The sequence below is a fragment of the Mycobacterium sp. 852002-51057_SCH5723018 genome (assembly GCF_001667035.1).
In the GTDB taxonomy this organism is placed as follows: domain Bacteria; phylum Actinomycetota; class Actinomycetes; order Mycobacteriales; family Mycobacteriaceae; genus Mycobacterium.
The window spans coordinates 24,043-45,454 of record NZ_LZIR01000096.1 but is presented as its reverse complement, the minus strand read 5'-3'; the positions used below and the strand labels follow the sequence as shown (position 1 = coordinate 45,454).

Genomic DNA, 21,412 nt, shown 5'->3' with positions numbered 1-21,412 from the left:
GCTATCGAATGGCTAACGACTCGGGACGCACCGACGGCGACAGCTGGGGACCGGGGCACAGCGTGGGAGCGACGGCCACCATGGTCGCGGCTTCTCGCGCCGTGGCGTCGCAGGGACCCAATCCGCTACTCGACGACCCGCTGGCCGATCCGCTGGTCCGAGCCGTGGGGCTGGACCCGTTCATCCGCATCATCGACGGAGAGATCGATTTCGCCGACGACCCCCTGTTCAACCGCAAGGCGCGGACCGAGCAGATCGCGGTGCGGACCCGGTTCTTCGACGACTTCTTCGTCGGCGCCGCCAAAGACGGTCTGCGGCAGGCGGTGATTCTGGCTTCCGGCCTCGACACCAGGGCCTACCGACTGCCGTGGCCGGCGGGCACCGTGGTCTACGAGATCGACCAGCCGCAGGTGATCGAGTTCAAGACCAGCACGCTGGCCGGCATCGGCGCCGCTCCGACCGCGGAGCGCCGCGCGATCGGCATCGACCTGCGCGACGACTGGCCGGCGGCGTTGCGCAAAGGCGGTTTTGACGTCACGGCGCCGACCGCTTGGAGCGCGGAAGGGCTGTTGCCGTACCTGCCGCCCGATGCCCAGGATCGGCTGTTCGACAACATCACCGCGCTCAGCGCGCCGGGCAGCCGGCTGGCCACCGAACATGTGCCCGACCCGAACGCGTTCTCCGACGAGCGCTTGCAGCGCATCAGCGAGCGGTGGCAGCGCTTCGGCTTCGACCTTAATGCGGCCGAGCTGTTCTACCGCGGGGAACGCAACGTCGTGGTCGACTACCTGACCACCCACGGCTGGCAGGTGACGACCCATCCCGCCAGGGAGCTGTACGCGCAGAACGGCTTTGAGTTTCCCGCGGACGAGATGGCGGCCACCTTCGGGGAGCTGAGCTACGTCGCCGCCACCCTGAAGTAGGGTTCGCGTATGCCACGCACTCACAACGATGACTGGGATCTGGCGTCCAGCGTGGGCGTGACCGCGACGATGGTCGCGGCCGGGCGCGCGATGGCCTCGAAGGATCCCCGCGGCCTGATCGACGACCCGTTCGCCGAGCCGCTGGTGCGCGCCGTCGGGGTGGATTTCTTCACCAAGATGATGGACGGCGAGTTGGATCTGGCGGCGATCGAGAACGCGACGCCGGTGCGCATGCAGGCGATGACCGACGGAATGGCGGTGCGCACGAAGTATTTCGACGACTACTTCATCGACGCCACCGGCACCGGGGTACGGCAAGTGGTGATCCTGGCGTCCGGGTTGGATTCGCGCGCCTACCGGTTGCCGTGGCCGGACGGCACGGTGGTCTACGAGATCGACCAGCCCCAGGTGATCGAATTCAAGACCACCACGCTGGCCGGCATCGGCGCCCAGCCCACCGCCGAGCGGCGCACCGTCGCCATCGACCTGCGCGCGGACTGGCCGGCGGCGCTGACGGCGGCCGGGCTGGACACGACGGCGCCGACGGCGTGGCTGGCCGAGGGCCTGCTGATCTACCTGCCGCCGGAAGCCCAAGACCGGTTGTTCGACAACATCACCGCGCTCAGCGTGCCCGGCAGCACGATCGCCACCGAATTCGTCCCGGGCATCATCGATTTCGACGCAGACCGGGTGCGGGAGCTGTCCGGCTCCTTCCGCGAGCACGGGATCGACATCGACATGGCGTCGCTGGTGTATACCGGCGAACGCAACCATGTCATCGACTATCTCGGCGGCAAGGGCTGGGACGTCGAGGGCGTGACGCGAACAGAACTGTTCCGGCGCAATGACATCGAGGTACCGCCGCCGGAGCAGGACGACCCGCTCGGCGAGATCATCTTCATCAGCGGCACGCTGGCCCCTTAGCGGCGATCCTCGGACCAGGTCACAGGCGCGAGTTGCCCAGCCACAGCACGCTGGCCCCGCTCAGCGTCTGTTCGATGTTGTCTGAGATGTTTTGCAAGACCCCGGCGATCGAGCGGCCGAGTAGCGCCCCCAGGGCGTCGGGCAGCGACGCGGCGGCCGGCTGCGACGAGGCCCGGGCCCGGACGATGTCAAGCAGCGACGAACCCGGATAGCTGACCAGGCGGACGTCGGCGTCCTCGTCCAGGCCGGCCAGCGCCTTGGCTCGGCGCACCGCGGTTCGAAGCCCGCCGAGTTCGTCCACCAGGCCGCGCTCGCGGGCGTCGGCGCCGGTCCAGACCCGCCCTCGCGCAACGACTTCCACATCGTCGGTGGTCAGCTTGCGCCCGTCGGCAACCCGTTCCACGAAGTCGGTGTAGAACAGGTCCGCCTCGGCCTCCCGATGCGCGCGCTGCTGCGGCGTGAACGGCGCATCGACCGACCACGCGTCGGCATTGGCGTTGGTGCGCACGGTATCCGAGGCCACCCCCAGCCGGTCCTTCAGATCGCGAACCACCAGCTTGCCGGTGATGACACCGATCGAGCCGGTGATCGTGCCGGGATTGGCCACGATCGCGTCGGCGCCGACCGCGACGTAGTAGCCGCCGGAGGCGGCGACGGAACCCATCGACACCACCACGGGCTTGCCGCGTTCCCGGGCCCTGTTCACCTCGCGCCAGATCGTCTCCGACGCGCTGACCGAGCCTCCGGGACTGTCCACCCGCAACACGATCGCGGACACCGAATGGTCGGCCGCGGCCTCGCGCAGTGCCGCCGCAATGGTGTCGCCACCGGCGGTGGAGGACCCGAGCGGGATGAGTTGACGTCCACCCCGCCCGTTGACGATGGTGCCGTCGATGGTGATCACGGCGAACGTCGGCTTGGCCCGTCGGCCGGGCACCGACGGCATCGGCGGGGCCAGTAGAGGCCGCGCCGCACCGGCGTAACGCGCCAGATAGAGCCGAGGCGGCTCTTCGTCCGGAGAACTCTGTGAAACCTTTTCGAAGCCAATGAGGTCCGCGATGCGGGCATAGGCTTCGTCGCGGAAGCCGATGCGGTCGATCAGGCCGGAGGCCACCGCGTCGTCGCGCAATAGCGGGGCCCGGTCGGCCAGCGCGTCAAGAGCATCGGGATCGATGTTGCGTGATTCGCCGATGGCCTGCCACACCTGTTCCTGCAGGCTTTCCAGCATCCGGGTAACGGCCTCGCGGTGCGCCTCGGTGAAGCCACCCTCGGTGAAAAGGTTTGCCGCCGATTTGTATTCGCCGCGCGCGACGATCTGCGCCTCGATGCCCGCCTTGTCGAGCGCGTCGCGCAGGAACATGGCGTTGCTCGCGAAGCCGATCAGCCCGACACTGCCCGACGGCTGCATCCAGACCTCCCCGAACGCCGAGGCCAGGTAGTAGGACAGCGTGCCCGGATACGTCTCGGCCCAGGCCAGTGACGGTTTGGCGGCGCTGAAGGCCGCGATCGCCTCGCGCAGTTCCTGAACCGCCGCCGGTGGCGACGCGGCCAGCTGCACGCGGGCGATCAGGCCGGCGACGCGGGGGTCCTTCGCGGCACGGTGGATCGCGGCGACGGTGTCGCGCAGGGCCATCGGCCGGCCACCGCCGGTGATGAGCGCCAGCGGGTCGAAGCCCGTCGTCTCCGGGGGCATCGAGCGCAGGTCCAATTCGAGCACGCAGCCGTTGGGAACGCCGTGGTGGCGGGCGGCGTCGATCCGGCCGGCCAGGGTACGGACCTCGTCGATCCCGGGAATGGAAGGCAGAAACGCGAACATACCCGCCCAGCGTACCCACCACCGGCCGTACGGTGGACGGGTGAGGTTCTCGATAGCTATCCCCCAGTTCGACTACGACGGTTTCGACGGTCCAGGACTTCGCTCCTACCTGTCTCGCGCCGAGGAGCTCGGATTCGAGGGCGGCTGGGTGCTCGAACAGATCATCGGCGAGGCGCCGCTGCTGGCGCCCCTGGAGCTGCTGGCCTATTGCGCCGCCTGCACCGAGCGGCTGCGCCTAGGGGTCGCCGTCCTGGTGACGTCGTTGCACGACCCGCTGCAGTTGGCCGCGGCCGCCACGGCCGTCGACCGGCTCAGCCACGGACGGCTGGACATCGGGGTGGGAACCGGCGGCGGCTTCCGCAGGTTCGAGGCCTTCGGCGTCGACAAGGCCACGTACATCTCGTATTTCACCGAGGGCCTGGAATTGATGAAGGCGGCGTGGTCCGACGAACCGCGGGTGACGTTCCGCGGCCGGTTCCGCGACGTCGACGATGTTCCCATCCAGCCCAAGCCGGTGCAGCGGCCGCACCCGCCGATCTGGTTCGGCGGCCTGGCTCCAAAGGCCCTCACGAGGGCGGTGCGCCACGGTGATTCGTTTCTGGGCGCCGGCTCGTCGACCACCGAGGCGTTCGCCGGGGCCGTCACCGTGGTGCGCCGTGAACTCGAAGAGCAGCGGAAAGACCCGGCGCGCTTCACCATTGGCAAACGGGTCTACCTGATGGTCGACGACGACGCGGCGCGGGCCCGCGAGCGGGTGCTCGCCGGGCTGCGACGCATCTACGGGGAGATGCCCGGCGTCGACGCGGTCCCGGTGTCGGGCACCCCCGACGACGTCGCCCGCGGCCTGCGCGAGGTGATCGAGGCCGGCGCCGAATACCTGCTGCTCAATCCGGTCGGCGTCGACGTTCCCGAGAACTCGCAGCAGATGGAACGCCTTGCCGCGGAAGTGATCCCGCAGCTGAGCTAGCTACAGCTCGGTGACCGAACCGCCCGCGGCGGTGATCTTCTCGCGTGCGCTGCCGCTGAACTTGTGCGCGGACACCTCGACCTTGACGGCCAGCTCGCCGTCGCCGAGCACCTTGACCAACGAGTTCTTCCGAACCGCACCCTTGGCCACCAGCTCGTCCACGCCGATGGAACCGCCCTCGGGGAACAACCGGTTGATGTCACCGACGTTGACGATCTCGTATTCGGTGCGGAATCGGTTGCGGAATCCCTTGAGCTTGGGCAGCCGCATGTGGATCGGCATCTGCCCGCCCTCGAAGGTCGCCGGCACGTTCTTGCGCGCCTTGGTGCCCTTGGTGCCTCGGCCCGCGGTCTTGCCCTTGGAGCCTTCACCGCGACCGACGCGGGTGCGTGCGGTTTTGGCGCCCGGCGCCGGCTTAAGGTCGTGCAGCTTGATCGTCATTTGACGTCACCTCCGGCTTTCGCCTCCGCCGGCTCCACCTCGACGAGGTGGCTCACCACCGCGATGAGGCCGCGGGTCTGTGGGTCGTCCTCGCGGATCACCGAGTGGCGAATCCGACGCAGGCCCAGGGTGCGCAGGCTCTCACGCTGCTTCCAGCGCGCGCCGATCGTGCTGCGCACCTGGGTGATCTTGAGCTGGCTCATGATTGCGTCCCTGACGTCTGGGCATCTCGTGCCGCCGCCGCACTGGCGAGTGCGTCACTTTCCCGGCGCGCCTTCAGCATGCCGGCCGGGGCGACGTCCTCGATGGGCAGCCCGCGGCGTGCGGCCACCTCCTCGGGACGCTGCAGCAGCTTGAGCGCGGCGACGGTGGCGTGCACCACGTTGATCGCGTTGTCGCTGCCCAGCGACTTCGCCAGGATGTCGTGCACGCCAGCGCATTCCAGCACCGCGCGTGCCGCGCCGCCAGCGATCACACCGGTACCCGGGCTCGCGGGGCGCAACAGCACCACGCCCGCGGCGGCCTCGCCCTGCACCGGATGCGTGACGGTGCCCCCGATCAACGGGACCCGGAAGAAGCCCTTGCGGGCCTCTTCTACGCCCTTGGCGATCGCGGCCGGCACTTCCTTGGCCTTGCCGTAGCCGACGCCGACCATGCCGTTGCCGTCGCCGACGATGACCAGGGCGGTGAAGCTGAATCGCCGGCCACCCTTGACCACCTTCGAGACGCGGTTGATGGCGACGACCCGTTCCAGGTAGTTGCTCTTGTCGCCGTCGCGGGCGCGGTCGCGGCCGCGGCCGCCGTCGCGCCGGGCGCGGCCGTCGCGACCGTCACCGCGTGCGTCGCGGTTGTCGCCGCGGCTTTCGGGGCCGCCGGCTGACTGTTCCGCCATTATGCGGTCCTTCCAGTTGTCATCAGAAACTCAATCCGTTTTCGCGTGCGGCATCGGCCAGCGCCGCGATCCGTCCGCCGTAGGTGTATCCGCCACGGTCGAAGACCACGGTGTCGATGCCGGCGGCCTTGGCGCGCTCGGCGATCAATTGGCCGACCCGCACACTGTGGGCTTTCTTGTCGCCTTCCAGCCCGCGCACGTCGGCCTCGATCGACGAGGCGGCGGCCAGCGTGGTCCCGTTCTCGTCGTTGACCAGTTGCACGTGGATGTGCCGCGCGGACCGGTGCACCACCAGCCGTGGCCGCTGCGGGGTGCCCGCGATCTTCTTGCGCAGCCGCGCGTGCCTACGCACCCGAGAGACCCGCCGCGTGGCGGATATGCTCTGCCCCACCGGCTTTCGCGCCGCGGTGTCAGCCTGTGTTTGCGCCATGACTACTTACCTGTCTTTCCGACCTTGCGGCGGATCTGCTCGCCCTCGTAGCGCACGCCCTTGCCCTTGTAGGGGTCGGGGCGGCGCAGACGGCGGATGTTCGCCGAGATCTGGCCGACCTTCTGCTTGTCGATCCCGGACACCGTGAACTTCGTCGGCGACTGCACCGCGAACGTGATGCCCTCGGGGGCCTCGATCACCACGGGATGGCTGTAGCCCAGCGCGAACTCCAGGTTGTTGCCCTTGAGCTGCACGCGGTAGCCGACGCCGAAGATCTCCATCTTGGTGGTGTAGCCCTGCGTCACACCGGTGACCAGATTGGACACCAGGGTGCGCGAGAGCCCGTGCAGCGAGCGGTTGTGCCGCTCGTCGTCGGGACGGCTGACCACGATCGCGCCGTCCTCGTTGCGGACCACCGAAATAGGCTCGGCCACAGTCAGATTCAGGGCGCCCTTGGGCCCCTTGACCGAGACGTTCTGGCCCTCGATCGTCACGTCGACCCCGGCGGGAACCGGAATCGGCTGCTTACCAATGCGCGACATCGTCTTTTACCGTTGCCTCTCCCACTACCACACGAACGCGAGGACTTCGCCGCCCACGCCCTGTCTGGCTGCCTGGCGGTCGGTGAGCAGTCCGGACGAGGTCGAGATGATCGCCACGCCCAGCCCGCCGAGCACCCGCGGCAGATTGGTTGACTTCGCATACACCCGCAACCCGGGCTTGGACACCCGGCGGAGACCGGCGATGCTGCGCTCCCGGCTCGGCCCGTACTTGAGCTGAACGATCAGCGCCTTGCCGACCCGAGCGTCTTCGGTCCGGTAATCGCTGATGTAGCCCTCTTTCTTGAGGATCTCGGCGATATTGGCCTTGATCTTGGAGTGCGGCAAGCTCACCTCATCGTGGTAAGCCGAGTTGGCGTTGCGCAGACGCGTCAAGAAGTCTGCGATCGGGTCCGTCATCGTCATGGTTTAGTCCCTGTGTCCTGTCACCAACTGCTCTTCTGCACGCCGGGCAGCTCGCCCGCATGCGCCATCTCGCGCAAGCAGATTCGGCAGAGCCCGAACTTGCGGAAAACCGCGCGGGGGCGGCCGCACTTGCTGCAGCGGGTGTAGCCGCGCACCGCGAACTTTGGCTTGCGCGCAGCTTTGTTGACCAATGCCTTCTTAGCCATGTGCTCAGTTCTCCTTGAACGGAAAGCCGAGGGCCCGCAACAGCGCCCGTCCCTCGTCGTCGGTCGTCGCCGAGGTGACGACGTTGATGTCCATGCCGCGGACCCGGTCGATCCTGTCCACATCGATCTCGTGGAAAACCGACTGCTCGGCCAGCCCGAAGGTGTAGTTGCCGACACCGTCGAACTGCTTGGGCGAGAGCCCGCGGAAGTCACGAATACGCGGCAGCGCGATCGACGTGAGCCGGTCGAGGAACTCCCACATCCGGTCGCCGCGCAACGTCACCCGGACGCCGATCGGCATGCCCTCGCGCAACTTGAACTGCGCGATGGACTTCCGGGCCTTGCGGATCTCGGGCTTCTGCCCGGTGATCAACGCGAGGTCGTTCACGGCGCCGTTGATCAGCTTGGCGTCCCGGGCCGCTTCGCCGACGCCCATGTTGACGACGACCTTGGTCACGGTCGGGATCTGCATGACGTTGCCGTAGCCGAACTGCTTGTGCAGCGCATCCCGGATCTCGTTGAGGTAGCGCTCTTTGAGGCGCGGCCGAGCCTTCACATTGGCCTCTGTTGTGGTCATGCTAGATGTCCTTGCCGTTGCGCTTGGAGATGCGGACCCGCTTGCCGGTCTCCTCGTCGACCCGGTAGCCGATCCGCGCGGGCTTGCCGTCCGAATCGACCACCATCACGTTGGAGACGTGGATCGGGGCTTCCTGGGTGACGATCCCGCCGGACCGCGCCCCGCGCTGGTTGGTCGAAACCGCGGTGTGCTTCTTGATCCGGTTGACGCCCTCGACCAGCACCCGGTTACGTTCCGGATAGGCCTGCAGGACCTTGCCTTTGGCGCCCTTGTCCTTGCCGGCGATGACCAGGACGGTGTCGCCCTTGTGGACCTTCATCTACAACACCTCCGGGGCCAGCGAGATGATCTTCATGAATCGCTTCTCGCGCAGTTCGCGGCCGACCGGCCCGAAGATGCGCGTGCCGCGAGGGTCGTTGTCGGGCTTGATGATCACCGCGGCGTTCTCGTCGAACTTGATGTAGCTGCCGTCGGGACGCCGGCGCTCCTTGACGGTGCGCACCACGACGGCCTTGACGACGTCCCCGCGCTTGACGTTGCCGCCCGGGATGGCGTCCTTGACCGTGGCCACGATGACGTCACCGATGCCGGCGTAGCGTCGCGACGAACCGCCGAGCACCCGGATGCACAAGATCTCCTTGGCGCCGGTGTTGTCGGCGACCTTCAGCCGCGATTCTTGCTGAATCACTCGATCTCCTGACCTGGGTCGCGCCGGCACGGCAGCAGGCAGGCAAGGCCCACCAAAAAACCTGACATGCGCGGTCTTGTAAAGCGGTTAGTCGCCGAAGAGCACGCAGGGCCGATGAAGCACCGGCCGAGGTCTGCCCAAGGCAACCCCTAGAGTCTAGGTGACGACCAGCTCAGCGCCAAATTCGCGATACAGGGCGGGTCAGCCGAACCATCTGGCCGATTCTGTTGATGTCGGCGAGATGGGGAGGCAGTGACGCGGGCATATGAAGATCCTCCACGTAGAAGGGTGGTGGTTGTTTGGGCATCATCGCGCTGCGCACGGCACAGCAATCCGGCAGTGGAGGCCCGCTAAGCGCGGTAGGGATTAGGGGGGTGGCGCGAGGGGCGGTGAGCTCGCAGGTCCGGGCGTGGCCGCAATTCCATGCAGGCACTGCTGAAATTCCTGGCTACCTGGGGCGTTGTCGAAGCCGCAGTTGCAATCATGAACTTGCGCGGGATTGGGAAGCGAATTGCAAAAGTCGCTATCGGCCGAGGCCGACGGTGCGGTCCACATAACACCAGCGGCCAATGCTGCTGCACCACCGACCCTGGCCATCAATACTCTCGTCTTCATGTTGGATTCCTTTTCTCTGGAAGACGACGGCACTCCGCTGCCGCTGGTTGCGCTAGCCGAATAGTAGGGCTTTCAAGGAGAAGTCGCAGACGTCGTGTGGGAGCGACTGGCCAGAGAACACTCTGGACGCGGCACCGCGTGGTGCCAGACGGTTCACCTAAAAAACTTGAGGCTGCCGTTGGCCGTGAGGTGAACACGTCGGGCTACGGTTCCCTGGCAATGTTCGACGGCCCGCAGCGGGCGATCCGCTGCGCCGTGGCGATCCGCGATGCGGTGCAGAAAACCGCGGCACTCATGGGCTCAAGGGCGTGCCCGGCGAGTGGCGCCTGTTCGCCGTTTAGAACGGCGGCGGGTCGTCGTCCGCGTCCGGCGGGGCGGGCCCGGCGCGTTGGGTCAGGCGGGCCTGGCGGTTGTGTTTGCGTTCGCTGGCCACCCGCCGTGCGCGGTCTTGGGCGCGGGTACGCCGGCGGCGGGGCATCATCGCGGTCCGCTCGGCGCAATAATCTTGGGGCGGGTCGGCTTCCGGGGAGGGCATGCCGCCGACCGCGTGGCACAGGCTGGGAAACAGCAGGGCGCTGCCCGGGGTGGTGACGTAGGTGTGCCCGGCCGGGGAGGTGAGGATCAGCGTCCCGTCGGGCAACTGCTTTTCCGCCCAGCCGAAGAAGGTTTTCACCAAATGATGGGTGCGGCAATAACACTTGAGGTTGGCCGCATGGGTGGGCCCACCGGCGCTGTAGGGGATCGTATGGTCCACATCGCAATTGATGGCGGGTTGGTCGCAGCCCGGCCAGCGACACGTCAGATCCCGGCAGCGCACGAAATCGGCCAACGCCTTCGAGGGCACATAGCCCTTCTCCGGTGCGGCATCGCCGGGAGGGGTCAGCGGCACCAGCTTCGCTGACTGGGCCAGCTCGGCCACCAGTTCGGGTGGGATGAGCCCGTCGGCGCTCAGCTCGGCGGCTGGCGCGCTGCTGCGGCCCTCGAGGGTGGCCTGCTCGGCGATCACATGAATCACCACCGGGCCGGCCGGCGGCCGGTTGCCGGCCGCGCAATCGGGTCGCCCGCAGCGACACCCCAACCGATCCGCCCCGGCCGCCAAAGCGCCCAGCGCATCGGCGCGGCGCTGCTCGCGGGTCCGCGGATCATGCTCACACACCGTGCCCGCCACCGCATCCAAGCGCGCGTCCAACGCATGCGCATCCGGGGCCAGCAGCCGACCGTTGAGCTCGGCCACGCCGTCATGATCCGGACCGATCCAGATCACCCGATCATGCTGGGTCTTGGTGCGCCGACGCACCGCATCGACATCAGCGCTGGCCACAATCTTGTCCACCTGAGCACCCAACCGGCCCTGCGTCATCGACGGCCAGCGCGCCACATTGACCGCCAGCGTCGCATCGACCGTCGCCAACACCTCGGGATCGACGATCAGATCGGTGCGATACACCAGGGTTTGAAACATCCGATAGTCGATGTCGCCGGCCTGGAAGACTTCGGCCGTCTTGGGCAGCCGCTCGCGCAGCGCCCGCGCATAGCGTAGCCGGCTGGCCGCCAGCCCCTGACTGATCCGAAGTGCGGCGGCCACCTCGGCGGCGACCGCCTCCATCGTGTCGATCGCCCAGTCCTCGGTGTCCGAACACCGCGACAGCCGGTAGGCGAACAACTCGGCGATCGCCCCCAACTGCTCGGCCGCGGCCCGATTCTCGGCCCGCGCCGCCGCACCAATCCGCTCCACCAGCACCGCCGACTCCGGCGTCGTTGAGGGATGGCAACGCTCCACCATATCGTCGAAGCGCGCCCGAACATCGTCGAACATACGTTCGAGTATGCCACCGCCCTCCGACAGGCCGCCCTAGCTGGAGTGCCGGTACCAAGCCGCGATGTACAGCACCAGGGCCGTGGCCAGCGCGATAAGCACCCAGATCACCACGGCCTGGTCGATCCAGGAACCTGCGGGCGGGGTGCCGGGCAGGATGTTGCGCAGCGGCACGACGGCGAACAGCATGGCGGCGTACCACGTGGAAAACGGCGGCAGAAATTGCCTGCGGGCCGTGAGCATCTGAATGGCCACAAACAGCGCCAGCGTCGGCAGGGTGATCAGGACCAGGCAGATTCCGAGATCGAAGACCAGCGGACCCTTGGCCCTGTGCAGGGTGATGATCACATTGTCCGGGCGGCCTTCGTCGTGGCCGTCGCGTCCGACCCGGGTGACGCCGATGTCCCAGCCTTCCACCAATCCGATCACCTCGACCCGGCCGGGTTTGTATTGCCGGTTTTCGCCGGCTCCGACCAGAACGTCCGCCTGGACGACGTCACTCTTGTACGAGTCGAACGGCCAGTCGCCGGGCTCACCGTGGGCCTCGATCGTGGTCGCCACCTGCGCCGGCAACTTCCCCACCGGGTACTGCAGGTCGCCCAGGTCGTTGTGCGGAAAGAAGCGCACGGAGGTGTCCGTGTTCAACACGTTGAGCCGCTTGTCGACCATCGAATCGTCCGGCATGACGAGCACCTTCACGTCCAGGCGATGTTCGACCGGGTGCAGCTGCTCCAAGCGCACCAAAACTACGGTCCCGTCCGTGGTGCCCAGATCGGGGTCGGGCAGCGGGCCGGGCGCGCTGGCCAGCCAGTGGTATCCGAGCAGCGACAGGACATACACGACGACAACGCCCGCGATGATGGAAACATCGAGCACGAGGTGTCGTCGGCGCGGCTTACGCCCCTTCGGAGGCGGCGGGGCCGGCTGCGGAGCGGATGGCGCGACGGCGTGGCCATTTGTGGGCGCCGCCAGGGTCCCGTCTAACTCCCGTTGAACCGTCACGCAGCGAGATGTTATCAACCACCTTGTTTGCTGGCAGCTCCAAATGAGCCGGGCTATCAGACTTTAACAAAGCCCGCTACCTGCCGTAACACGACGCCGTTAACTACGCGGCCACGACTCAGTCGCCTTGCCGGACCCAGGCGAAGATATAGAGGCTCATGGCCGTCACGAGCGCGATCAGCACCCATTGCACGATGGCTTGGTCGATCCACGCGCCGGGCGGCGGGGCGCCGGGAAGGATGTTGCGCAGCGGGACGATCGCGAACAGGTTCGCCGCGTACCACGTTGCGAACGGCGGCAAGAACTTCCTCCTGCCCAGCGCCATCGGGATGGCCACCAACAGCGCCAGGGTGGGCAGGCTGATCAGGACCAGGCAGATACCGAGGTCGAAGATGAGCGGGCCCTTCGCCCTCCGCAAGGTGATGATCACGTTGCCGTTGTCAGTGGCCCGCGCTGTCGGCAGAGCGCTGGGGTCGTGAACGCGGTCGACGATGATGTCCCAACCGTCCAACGATCCGGTGACCTCGACGCGGGCGGGCACCTTTTTCAGGTTGTCGCCGGGCCCGACGAACGCGTCAGCCGAGATCGGCTCGGTCTTGTAAGAATCGAACGGCCAGTTACCGGGATCACCATGGGCCTCGACGGTGGTGCTGAGTTGCGCCGGCGCCTTTCCCTTCGGGTAATGCAGATCCCCTAGATCGCTGGTGGGATACAAGCGCACGGCGACGTCGGTGCCCAGCACGTCGAAACGATTGTCGTACGCTGAAATCCCCGGATACACAAGCACATTCACCGTGAGGCGATTCGCGACGGGCTTGAGCTCCTCGAGGCGTAGCTGCACAATGGTCGCGTCTCCCCCGCCCTGACTCAGGTCCAACGGAGGCAGCGGACCCGCCGACTTTTCCAGCCAGTGGACACCGAACAGCGAAAGGGTATAGGTGGCGATGACCATCATCAGCACGGCCACGCCGATCGCGATGCGCGGTTTCGACCGTGGCCTTCTCGGCGGCGGCGGCGGGGGTGGCGGCGTGTCCGAGGGCGGTGGCGGAGCCTGTGTCGTCGGAGCCTCGTTGGTCATCGGCTCGCTGATGACATCCGGCTCGTCGAGGGGCGACACGTGGTGATGCTAGCGAACCCGCGATCACCGTGCGCGACGACGGAAGCTCCGTCACCCGCCGTCCATCGGGCGGTAACCCACTGGTTGCTTTAGCCCCCTGATGTGCTGCGCACCAAAGGGTCCCCATTTGCTGTCAGGTTGACGGCGGCACGCCTAGCCGGACACCGCGTCGGCCACGCAGCGAAACCCGATGTGGGTCGTCGCGGTGTCTTGTGACTGCGGCGAGCGCGCGGCCGGCCGGTAGCGGTGGCAGTACTCCGGTGCGCACAGATGCGAGCCGCCTTTCAATGTCTGGCTCACGCTCGGATCGGGCGCCGTTGGGGGGCCCGACGGTGCGCAACAGGCTTTGGGCGGCTGATCGAGCCGGTGGTGGCGGGAAAACTCGGTGGCGGTCCACTCCCACACATTGCCGATCATGTCGAGCAGGCCAAATCCGTTGGGCGGGAACGTTCCCACCGGCGACGTCCCCGCCCAACCGAGCGCGCCGTCGTTGCGGTAGGGAAACCTGCCCTGCCAGGTATTGGCCATCAGCCGACCATCGGGATTCGCTTCGTCCCCCCAGGAATAGATCGTCACGCTTCCAGCGCGCGCCGCGTACTCCCACTCGGCTTCGGTGGGCAGGCGCCGGCCGGCCCAGCGCGCGTACGCCGCGGCGTCGGGGTAGGCCACCTGCACCACCGGATGGTCGGCCCGGTCCGCGAGATCGCTGTCCGGGCCGAACGGGTGCCGCCAGCCGGCGCCCGGCGCCCAGTCCCACCACTGCCGCCAGTCACGCAGGTCGACGGGGCCCGACGTCGGCCGGAAGACCATCGCGCCCGGGCACAGGTCCTTGGGATCCGCTCCCGGATAGAGCGCCGGGTCGATGGGCTGCTCGGCGACCGTCACATAGCCTGTGGCGGAAATGAATTCGGCGAACTGCGCGTTGGTCACCGGGTGCCGTTCCACCGCGAAGGGGCTCACCGCCACGGTGTGGATCGGCGCCTCTTCGGGGTAAAAGCTCGTCGAGCCCATCCGGAAGGATCCGCCCGGCAGATCGACCAGCTCGGTCAGCATCCCTTCAGGGTAGGACGCTTTCGTACTGTGATGCGCTTTACTCCGATTGCCGATACCACGTGAACATGTACAGAGCCATGGCCGCGACCAGCGCCATCAGCACCCAGATCACCAAGACCTGGTCGATCCAGGCACCCGGTGGTGGCGAGCCGGGAAGGAAGTTGCGGATGGGGATGACGGCGAACAACATGGCGGCGAACCATGTCACAAAGGGCGGCACAAATTTTCTTTTGCCCAAAGCTATTTGGATGGCCACCGCAAACGCGAGCGTGGGCAGTGCGAACAGGACGAGGCAGATGCCCAAGTCGAAGATCAGCGGCCCCTTGGCCCGGTGCAAGGTAATGATCACGTTGTCGGGCCGGTCCGACTCCTGGCTGGCTTCGCCGACACGCCGGACGCTGACGTCCCAGCCGTCCAGCGCCCCGGTTACTTCTATGCGGGCGGGTATGTACTGACGCGCATCGCCTTGGCCGACGAGCACCTCGGCCGAGAGGGTGTCGGTGCTGTACGAGTCGAACGGCCAATTGTTCGGATCGCCATGGGCCTCGATCGTAGTGGCCACCTGTGCAGGCGACTTGCCTGCCGGGTATTGGAGGTCTCCCAGGTCATTGGGAGGGTCCATACGCACCGCGGTGTCGGTCTTGAGCACGTCGAGGCGTTTGTCGAACATCGAATCCTCGGGTATCACAAGGACCTTCACCGTCAAGCGATTCGCGACAGTCTCCAGCTTTTCCAGGCGCACCAAGACAATCGTGTCGTTGGTGGCGTTCAGGTCCGGCGGCTTGATTGGTGCCGCCGATTTGGCCAGCAAGTGGACGCCGAACAGGGACAGACCGTAAACGACGAGAAAGGCCACCAGGATGCCGACGACGATCAGCGTGCGCCGTCGGCCCCGCTCGGGCGGCGCCTCGGCCGGCGCCGCGACCGGCTGCTCTGGCGGCGTGGGAGGTGTCGGAGGCGGCGGTGCCGGTGGAGCGTGATGGGTCATCGGTCAACACCTCCGTGGATGTGGGGCGCTCGGGGAGGACGAGCACACGGGGTTCGATGGTAGCGAACCGGTGCCGTCCGCGCGACGACATCGAAATTTCCTTCATCAATAGGCAATTTCGGTCAACCCGCCGAACACGCGTTCGCCATCCAGCGAAACCCGAACCCACCACCCGCGGACGACCCGTTCATCCGCTGTTTGTTTGCCAGTTAATTCGAGAGCTGTAAATGTCGACGTGTATCCCGACACCGAGCTCGCCGCCGACGCCGGGCGCCACGATCGCCTGGAGGCATCAACATGAAGCACAAGCGATCAGCCGCCGCCATGAGCTTGCTGGCCGCCGCTGCCGTGGCGATTTCGGCGTGCAGCAACTCCCACGCGACGCTGGCGTACGCCGCGGGCGCCAAGGTGGACTGCGGCGGCAAGCAGACCCTGACGGCAAGCGGGTCGACCGCGCAAGCGAACGCGATGACCAAATTCATCGACGCGTATCACAAGGCGTGTTCCAGCCAGACCCTCAACTACACCGCCAACGGCTCGGGCGCCGGAATCAGCGAGTTCCTCGCCGGCAAGACCGATTTCGGCGGGTCGGACACCCCACTGTCCGGCGACCAATACGCCGCGGCCAAACAGCGATGCGGCGGCGCCGATGCCTGGAACCTGCCGGTGGTGTTCGGCCCGATGGCCATCACCTACAACCTCGGCTCCGTCGACACTTTGGTGCTCGACGCGTCGGCCCTGGCCAAAATCTTCGACGGCACCATCACCCGCTGGGACGACCCGGCACTCACCGCCCTCAACGCATCCATGCCGGCGGAGGACATCCGCGTCATCTATCGCAGCGACGCATCCGGGACCACCGACAACTTCCAGTCCTACCTGCAGGCCGCGTCCGGTGGAACCTGGAAGGGCACCGGCAAGACGTTCAAGGGCGGCGTCGGCACCGGGGCCGAGGGCAACAAGGGCACCGCGGCATTGGTGAAATCCACCGAGGGCGCGATCAGCTACAACGAATTGTCCTTCGCGTTGCAGCAGGGTCTGTACGCCGCCGAGATCAAAACTCCGGCGAGCCGCCGGTCACTGCGCCCGGTGCGGATCGGCACCGACACGGTCGGCAAGACCATCAGCGGCGCCAAAATCATCGGCGCCGGCAACGATCTCGTGCTCGACATTTCGTCGTTCTACAACCCCGCCCAGCCCGACGTCTATCCGATCGTGTTGGCCACCTATGAGATCGTGTGCTCCAAATACCCGGACGCCGAGGTGGCCAAGGCGGTCAAGGCCTTCCTGCAGGCGGCCATCGGACCCGGCCAAGTCGACCTCAACCGGATGGGCTACATCCCGCTGTCGCCGAATTTCCAGTCACGGGTCTCGACCGCCGTCGACGCGATCAGCGCTGCCGCAGCGCCGAATTCGGAGTAGTAGAGGGCCGTCAGGCCTTCTTTGGCTGTCTTCGATCCCGTTGCCGCCACCAGCCGACCAGGAACAGGGCCAGGGCGACGACCAGCGCGATCAACACCCATAGCACGATCGCTTGGTCGACCCACGAACCGTACGGTGGGCTGCCCGGCAGGATGCTGCGTAGCGGGACAATGGCGAACAGCATCGCCCCGTACCACGTCGTCATCGGCGGCAGGAACGAAGTCTTGCCCAACGCCACCGGAATGGCCACCCACAACGCCAACACCGGCAGGGCGATCAGGACGAGGCAGATACCGACATCGAAGATCAGCGGACCCTTGGACCGGTGCAACGTGATCGTCACGTCGTCCAGGACATCGGGATTGGAGTCAGCGGGGTCGTGGATGCGGGTGACCGTTGCGTCCCAACCGTCCAGCTTTCCGGTCGCTTCGACGCGGGCGGGGGCCTTGTCGCGGTTTTGACCGGTGCCCGTGAAAACGTCGGCCGCGATGATCTCCGTCTTGTAGGTGTCGAAGGGCCAGTTGCCGGGATCGCCGTGCGCCTCGATGGTGGTGCTCACCTGCGCCGGCGCCTTACCGACGGGGTATTGCAGGTCTCCCAGGTCGTTCTCCGGGTACAGGCGCACCGCCGCGTCGGTGGTGAGCACCCCGTAGTTCTTGTCGTACAGCGAATCCTTCGGATAGACAAGGACGTTCACCGTCAAGCGGTTGGCGACGGTATCCAGTTTCTCAAGCCGCACCTGTACGACGCTGTCCTCCGCCTCGACCTTGCTCAGGTCCACCCCGGGCAGCGGTGGCGCCGACTTGGCCAGCAGGTGCACGGCGATCAGGGACAGGACGTAGATGACGATGAGCGCGACCACGATCGCGAACGCGATCGCAAGGCGCGGTCCGCGGGATTCGGGCGGTGCCGGCGTCGGCGGCGCTTCTGCGGTCATTGGGGCATCACGGAGGCAGATGCTACAGCCGCCACTGGCGAAAAAGGCCACTTTCAGGGGACGATGACGCCAAATTGCTGCATCGCCGTGGATTTCGTCGCGTCGAAACCGGGTGTGATTGCCGGCTTAGTCGCGCGAAAACGCAAGCGCGAGTTCCTTTTCCACGTCTTCGTACGGCCGGCCCGAGAAGTCGAGGGTGACCCGGGCGATGGTGCCGCCGGTGAACGTGAACGGCGCCTTGTAGCGGCCCGATACTCCCGAACCGCCGTTGCGTCCGACGGTGATGCCGGCCCCCGCCAGCCCGAACATCCCGGGATGGGTCGTCACACCGGCCAGGGCGCCGACCAGCTCGTCGTCGATGAACAGCGTGAGGTCACCCAGCGGGGTGTGACTGTTTTCCACGGTTCCTGTCCGCGCATAGCGAACTCCCAGTAGGTGCCGGCCCAACGGGACCGGGCCGGACGAGGAAACCAGCTGCTGGCGCTCGCCGAGGAAGTTGTAGACGTAGTGCAGCCGGCCGTCCTGGATGAACAGGACGTGGCCGCCGTGGCCGCCGCCCTGCTTGAACAACACGCCCTCGGCGCCGGTCGTATCCACGGTCACGTCGGCGAGCACGGCGAACGAGCGGCCACGGATCTCGGCGGCGGCGCCAGTGCCGACGTCCGCGCAGTCGGGATAGTAGACGTAGCTTGACCGTTCGCCGACCAGGTAGGGCCGCGACCGCGACATCGTCTCGAAGATGTTCAGGTCCGCCAGCGGCAGGCCGTTGTACTTGGCGGCCTCGGAGAACCACAGCGCCTTGAGCTCCTCGAGTTTGTCGGGCTGCTCGGCGGCCAGGTCGTGGCACTGACTGCGGTCGGCCTCGATGTGGAAGAGCTCCCACCGGTCGGCGTCGAAATGCGACCAACCGGCCGGCGTGGCCGCATGGACGGTGTTGGCGAACCAGCCGTCGTGCCAGATCCCGCGGGTGCCCAGCATGGTGTAGAACTGGGTGCGCTTGCCGGTGTCGGCGCTTGGATCCGCAAGGGCCGCTTTGAAACTCACGCCGTCCAGCGGCTTTTGCGCGATGCCCTTGACCGTTTCTGGCGGCGTCATGCCCAACAGCTCGTAGACGGTCGGGGTGATATCGGAGACGTTGACGTAGTTGTCGCGGACCTCGCCGTGCGCGGCAATGCCGTTGGGCCACGAGATGATTGCCGAGTCGGCGATGCCGCCTTCGTGGGAGGCGTAGCGCTTGTACAGCTTGTAGGGCGTGTTGAACGCCATCGCCCACCCGATCGGGTAGTGGTTGTAGGTCTCGGGCCCACCCAGGTGGTCGAACAGCTTCATGCTTTCTTCCACGGTGTCGATGTAGCCGTTGAAGAACTTGCCTTCGTTCACCGATCCGTTGGGGCCGCCCTCGCCGCTGGCGCCGTTGTCCGAGATCACCACGATGATGGTGTTGTCCAGCTGGCCGGACTCCTCGAGATAGTCCAGGATGCGGCCGATCTGGGCGTCGGTGTAGCTCAGGAAGCCGGCGAACACCTCGGCCATCCGGCAGAACAGCCTCTTCTCCTCGTCGTTCAGGGAGTCCCACGGCCGCACCGTGTCCTGCAACGGCCACGGCTCACCGTTGGGCCCCTTGACGTTCGAATACGGGTTGACCGGGGACAGCTCGGTGTCCGGCGGCACGATCCCCAGCGACTTCTGCTTTTCCAGCACGATCTCGCGGTAGCGCTCGTAGCCCATATCGAACCGGCCCGCATACTTGTCCGCCCATTCGGTGAAGACGTGGTGCGGCGCGTGCCCGGCCCCGGGGCACACATAGCTGAACCATGGTTTGTGCGGTGCGATCACCTTGGCATCGCGGATGAATTCGATGGTCTTGTCGGCGATGTCCTTCGACAGGTGGTAGCCGTCTTCCGGTGTGCCCGGCGGGTTTACCGGGTGGTTGTCGTATACCAGGTCGGGATACCACTGGTCGGTCTCGCCGCCCATGAAGCCGTAGAACCGCTCGAAGCCGCGCGAGGTCGGCCAGTGCCGCTTCGTCGACGCCAGATTGGACTCTTCGAGCGGCGTCAGGTGCCACTTGCCGACGCAATAGGTGTTGTAGCCGCGCTCGGCGAGCGCCTCGGAGATCAGCGCGGTGTCGGCCGGGATCCGTCCATTGCAGTTCGGGAAGCCGTCGGTGAATTCCTCGATGGTGGCCATGCCGACGGTGGTGGCGTTGCGCCCGGTCAGCAGCGACGCCCGCGTCGGTGAGCACAGCGCGGTGGTGTGAAATTGCGACAGTCGCACACCACGCTCGGCGATGCGGGTCATGGCGGGCATCTCGACCAGGCCGCCGAAGCAGTCCCAGGTCGCGATGCCGGTGTCGTCCCAGACCAGGTAGAGGATGTTCGGCGCATTCTCCGGTGCCGTCGGCGCCGCATACGGGCCCCAATCCGGCTCGGAATCACGGATATCCAGCTCGATCTTGCCGTTGAACTCGGTCGACCCCGTCATGGTTGGACAGCCTCACTCCCGTTTGGTGGACGCCGTTAGACGCGTGGCGTGGAGACTACACCGGGCAGGTGAGAACACGGTGTGAACATCCGGGATGAGCTCGGGGAACCGCCCGCCCGCCGGCAGAGCGCTACTTGGCCTTCTCTAAGATCTCGACGAGCCGCCAGCGTTTGGTGGCCGACATCGGACGCGTCTCCATCAGCGAGACGCGGTCGCCGATGCCGGCGGTGCTGTCCTCGTCGTGCGCCTTCACCTTCTTGGTGGTACGGATGATCTTGCCGTACAGCGGGTGACGCATGCGGTCTTCGAGCTCGACCACGATGGTCTTCTGCATCTTGTCGCTCACCACGTAACCGATGCGCACCTTGCGCCGGCCGCGGGTCTTCGGGGTGGCCGGAGTGTTCTTGGGCCCCTTGGCTTTTGACGCGGCTTCCTTGGGAGCGGCCTGCTTGGTGGCGGCTTCGGGCGCCGCTTTCTTAGCTTCTGCCATCACGAATCCTTCTCATCGCGACCATCGGGCCCTGAGGCCAGGCCGAGTTCTCGTTCGCGCAGCACGGTGTAGACGCGGGCGATCTCCTGACGCACCGTGCGGAGCCGGCGGTTGTTGCTGAGCTGTCCGGTCGCCATCTGGAAGCGCAGGTTGAACAGCTCCTCCTTGGATTCGCGCAGGCGCTCGGCCAGCTCCTCGTCGGTGAGCTCGCGCAGTTCACCGGGCGAAATTCCCACTGCCATCAGAACTGATCCTCCCGGGTGATGATGCGTGCCTTGATCGGCAGCTTGTGGATTGCGCGGGTCAGCGCCGCCCGGGCGATCTGCTCGTTGGGGTAGCTCAGCTCGAACAGCACCCGGCCCGGCTTCACGTTGACCACCCACCACTCGGGGGAGCCCTTACCGGAACCCATCCGGGTCTCGGCGGGCTTCTTGGTCAGCGGGCGGTCGGGGAACACGTTGATCCACACCTTGCCGCCACGCTTGATGTGCCGGTTGATCGCGATACGGGCCGACTCGATCTGCCGGTTGGTGACATAGGCGTGCTCGAGCGCCTGGATGCCGTAGTCACCGAAGTTGACCGCGGTGCCGCCACTGGCGATGCCACGCTGGCGGGGGTGGTGCTGCTTGCGGTGCTTGACCTTGCGGGGAATCAACATG

General features: G+C 66.6%; 25 protein-coding genes. 4 read left to right on the top strand and 21 right to left on the bottom strand.

Translation table 11 applies throughout. The annotated features are described in order from the left end of the window. Positions 1-8: 8 nt before the first annotated feature. Positions 9-923: a class I SAM-dependent methyltransferase gene (locus tag A5764_RS20010; RefSeq protein ID WP_067116012.1), complete on the top strand. Its 915-nt coding sequence runs from the start codon at positions 9-11 to the stop codon at positions 921-923. Positions 924-932: 9 nt separating this feature from the next. Then, on the top strand, positions 933-1,847 hold the full coding sequence (locus A5764_RS20005; protein WP_067116010.1) for a class I SAM-dependent methyltransferase: 915 nt from the start codon (positions 933-935) through the stop codon (positions 1,845-1,847). Positions 1,848-1,866: 19 nt separating this feature from the next. Here A5764_RS20005 and sppA read toward each other — a convergent pair whose 3' ends face one another. Next, positions 1,867-3,663: a signal peptide peptidase SppA gene (sppA, locus tag A5764_RS20000; RefSeq protein ID WP_067116007.1), complete on the bottom strand. Its 1,797-nt coding sequence runs from the start codon at positions 3,661-3,663 to the stop codon at positions 1,867-1,869. Between the two features lie 40 nt (positions 3,664-3,703). Between sppA and A5764_RS19995 the strand changes: the two genes are divergently transcribed. Then, positions 3,704-4,630: an LLM class flavin-dependent oxidoreductase gene (locus A5764_RS19995; RefSeq protein WP_067116004.1), complete on the top strand. Its 927-nt coding sequence runs from the start codon at positions 3,704-3,706 to the stop codon at positions 4,628-4,630. On the opposite strand, the gene rplO is transcribed toward A5764_RS19995, so the two are convergent. The 15 genes from rplO to A5764_RS19920 all read right to left on the bottom strand — a co-directional run bounded on the left by rplO (position 4,631) and on the right by A5764_RS19920 (position 15,420). Beyond that, a complete protein-coding gene (gene rplO, locus A5764_RS19990) occupies positions 4,631-5,071 on the bottom strand; it encodes a 50S ribosomal protein L15 (protein WP_067116002.1) in 441 nt (146 codons plus the stop codon). Next, positions 5,068-5,274 (bottom strand): 50S ribosomal protein L30, encoded by a 207-nt coding sequence (gene rpmD, locus A5764_RS19985; RefSeq protein WP_067115999.1) that lies wholly within the window; start codon positions 5,272-5,274, stop codon positions 5,068-5,070. Before rpmD ends, rplO begins: the two co-directional genes overlap by 4 nt. Next, complete coding sequence (gene rpsE, locus A5764_RS19980; RefSeq protein WP_067115996.1) at positions 5,271-5,963, bottom strand: 30S ribosomal protein S5; 693 nt, start codon at positions 5,961-5,963, stop codon at positions 5,271-5,273. Before rpsE ends, rpmD begins: the two co-directional genes overlap by 4 nt. Positions 5,964-5,985: 22 nt before the next feature. Beyond that, positions 5,986-6,354, bottom strand: coding sequence for a 50S ribosomal protein L18 (gene rplR / locus A5764_RS19975; RefSeq protein WP_156664781.1), 369 nt, complete (start codon positions 6,352-6,354; stop codon positions 5,986-5,988). 41 nt (positions 6,355-6,395) lie between these two features. Continuing rightward, entirely contained in the window at positions 6,396-6,935 is a 540-nt protein-coding gene (rplF, locus tag A5764_RS19970) for a 50S ribosomal protein L6 (RefSeq protein WP_067115989.1), read from the bottom strand. Positions 6,936-6,959: 24 nt separating this feature from the next. After that, entirely contained in the window at positions 6,960-7,358 is a 399-nt protein-coding gene (gene rpsH / locus A5764_RS19965) for a 30S ribosomal protein S8 (RefSeq protein WP_067115986.1), read from the bottom strand. Between the two features lie 20 nt (positions 7,359-7,378). Beyond that, positions 7,379-7,564, bottom strand: coding sequence for a type Z 30S ribosomal protein S14 (locus A5764_RS19960; RefSeq protein WP_011739072.1), 186 nt, complete (start codon positions 7,562-7,564; stop codon positions 7,379-7,381). Between the two features lie 4 nt (positions 7,565-7,568). After that, entirely contained in the window at positions 7,569-8,141 is a 573-nt protein-coding gene (gene rplE / locus A5764_RS19955; protein WP_067115983.1) for a 50S ribosomal protein L5, read from the bottom strand. A gap of 1 nt (position 8,142) precedes the next feature. Then, entirely contained in the window at positions 8,143-8,460 is a 318-nt protein-coding gene (gene rplX / locus A5764_RS19950; protein WP_067115980.1) for a 50S ribosomal protein L24, read from the bottom strand. Next, positions 8,461-8,829: a 50S ribosomal protein L14 gene (gene rplN, locus A5764_RS19945; RefSeq protein WP_003403649.1), complete on the bottom strand. Its 369-nt coding sequence runs from the start codon at positions 8,827-8,829 to the stop codon at positions 8,461-8,463. 952 nt (positions 8,830-9,781) lie between these two features. Next, entirely contained in the window at positions 9,782-11,260 is a 1,479-nt protein-coding gene (locus tag A5764_RS19940) for an HNH endonuclease signature motif containing protein (protein WP_067115977.1), read from the bottom strand. A gap of 36 nt (positions 11,261-11,296) precedes the next feature. Next, positions 11,297-12,232 (bottom strand): DUF4436 domain-containing protein, encoded by a 936-nt coding sequence (locus tag A5764_RS19935; protein WP_067116287.1) that lies wholly within the window; start codon positions 12,230-12,232, stop codon positions 11,297-11,299. Between the two features lie 148 nt (positions 12,233-12,380). Further along, positions 12,381-13,340 (bottom strand): DUF4436 domain-containing protein, encoded by a 960-nt coding sequence (locus A5764_RS19930; RefSeq protein ID WP_067116283.1) that lies wholly within the window; start codon positions 13,338-13,340, stop codon positions 12,381-12,383. A 192-nt stretch (positions 13,341-13,532) separates the two neighbouring features. Next, the gene (locus A5764_RS19925; RefSeq protein ID WP_067115974.1) at positions 13,533-14,432 is read right to left on the bottom strand and encodes a formylglycine-generating enzyme family protein; all 900 of its coding nucleotides are present in this window, start codon (positions 14,430-14,432) and stop codon (positions 13,533-13,535) included. A gap of 37 nt (positions 14,433-14,469) precedes the next feature. Further along, a complete protein-coding gene (locus A5764_RS19920; protein WP_067115971.1) occupies positions 14,470-15,420 on the bottom strand; it encodes a DUF4436 domain-containing protein in 951 nt (316 codons plus the stop codon). 297 nt (positions 15,421-15,717) lie between these two features. On the opposite strand from A5764_RS19920, the gene pstS reads away from it, so the two are divergent. Then, a complete protein-coding gene (gene pstS, locus A5764_RS19915; protein WP_067115968.1) occupies positions 15,718-16,842 on the top strand; it encodes a phosphate ABC transporter substrate-binding protein PstS in 1,125 nt (374 codons plus the stop codon). A 10-nt stretch (positions 16,843-16,852) separates the two neighbouring features. Here pstS and A5764_RS19910 read toward each other — a convergent pair whose 3' ends face one another. The 5 genes from A5764_RS19910 to rplP form a co-directional block, all read right to left on the bottom strand. Beyond that, on the bottom strand, positions 16,853-17,779 hold the full coding sequence (locus tag A5764_RS19910) for a DUF4436 domain-containing protein (protein WP_067115965.1): 927 nt from the start codon (positions 17,777-17,779) through the stop codon (positions 16,853-16,855). Between the two features lie 126 nt (positions 17,780-17,905). After that, complete coding sequence (locus A5764_RS19905) at positions 17,906-20,263, bottom strand: arylsulfatase (RefSeq protein ID WP_067115962.1); 2,358 nt, start codon at positions 20,261-20,263, stop codon at positions 17,906-17,908. A gap of 130 nt (positions 20,264-20,393) precedes the next feature. Continuing rightward, positions 20,394-20,756 carry a 30S ribosomal protein S17 gene (gene rpsQ / locus A5764_RS19900; RefSeq protein ID WP_156664772.1) on the bottom strand — a complete coding sequence of 121 codons (363 nt, stop codon included), beginning with the start codon at positions 20,754-20,756 and terminating at the stop codon, positions 20,394-20,396. Continuing rightward, a complete protein-coding gene (gene rpmC, locus A5764_RS19895; RefSeq protein WP_067115956.1) occupies positions 20,753-20,995 on the bottom strand; it encodes a 50S ribosomal protein L29 in 243 nt (80 codons plus the stop codon). The genes rpsQ and rpmC overlap by 4 nt, the downstream gene beginning before the upstream one ends. Next, a complete protein-coding gene (gene rplP / locus A5764_RS19890) occupies positions 20,995-21,411 on the bottom strand; it encodes a 50S ribosomal protein L16 (protein ID WP_067115953.1) in 417 nt (138 codons plus the stop codon). Before rplP ends, rpmC begins: the two co-directional genes overlap by 1 nt. Between the last annotated feature and the right edge of the window lies 1 nt (position 21,412).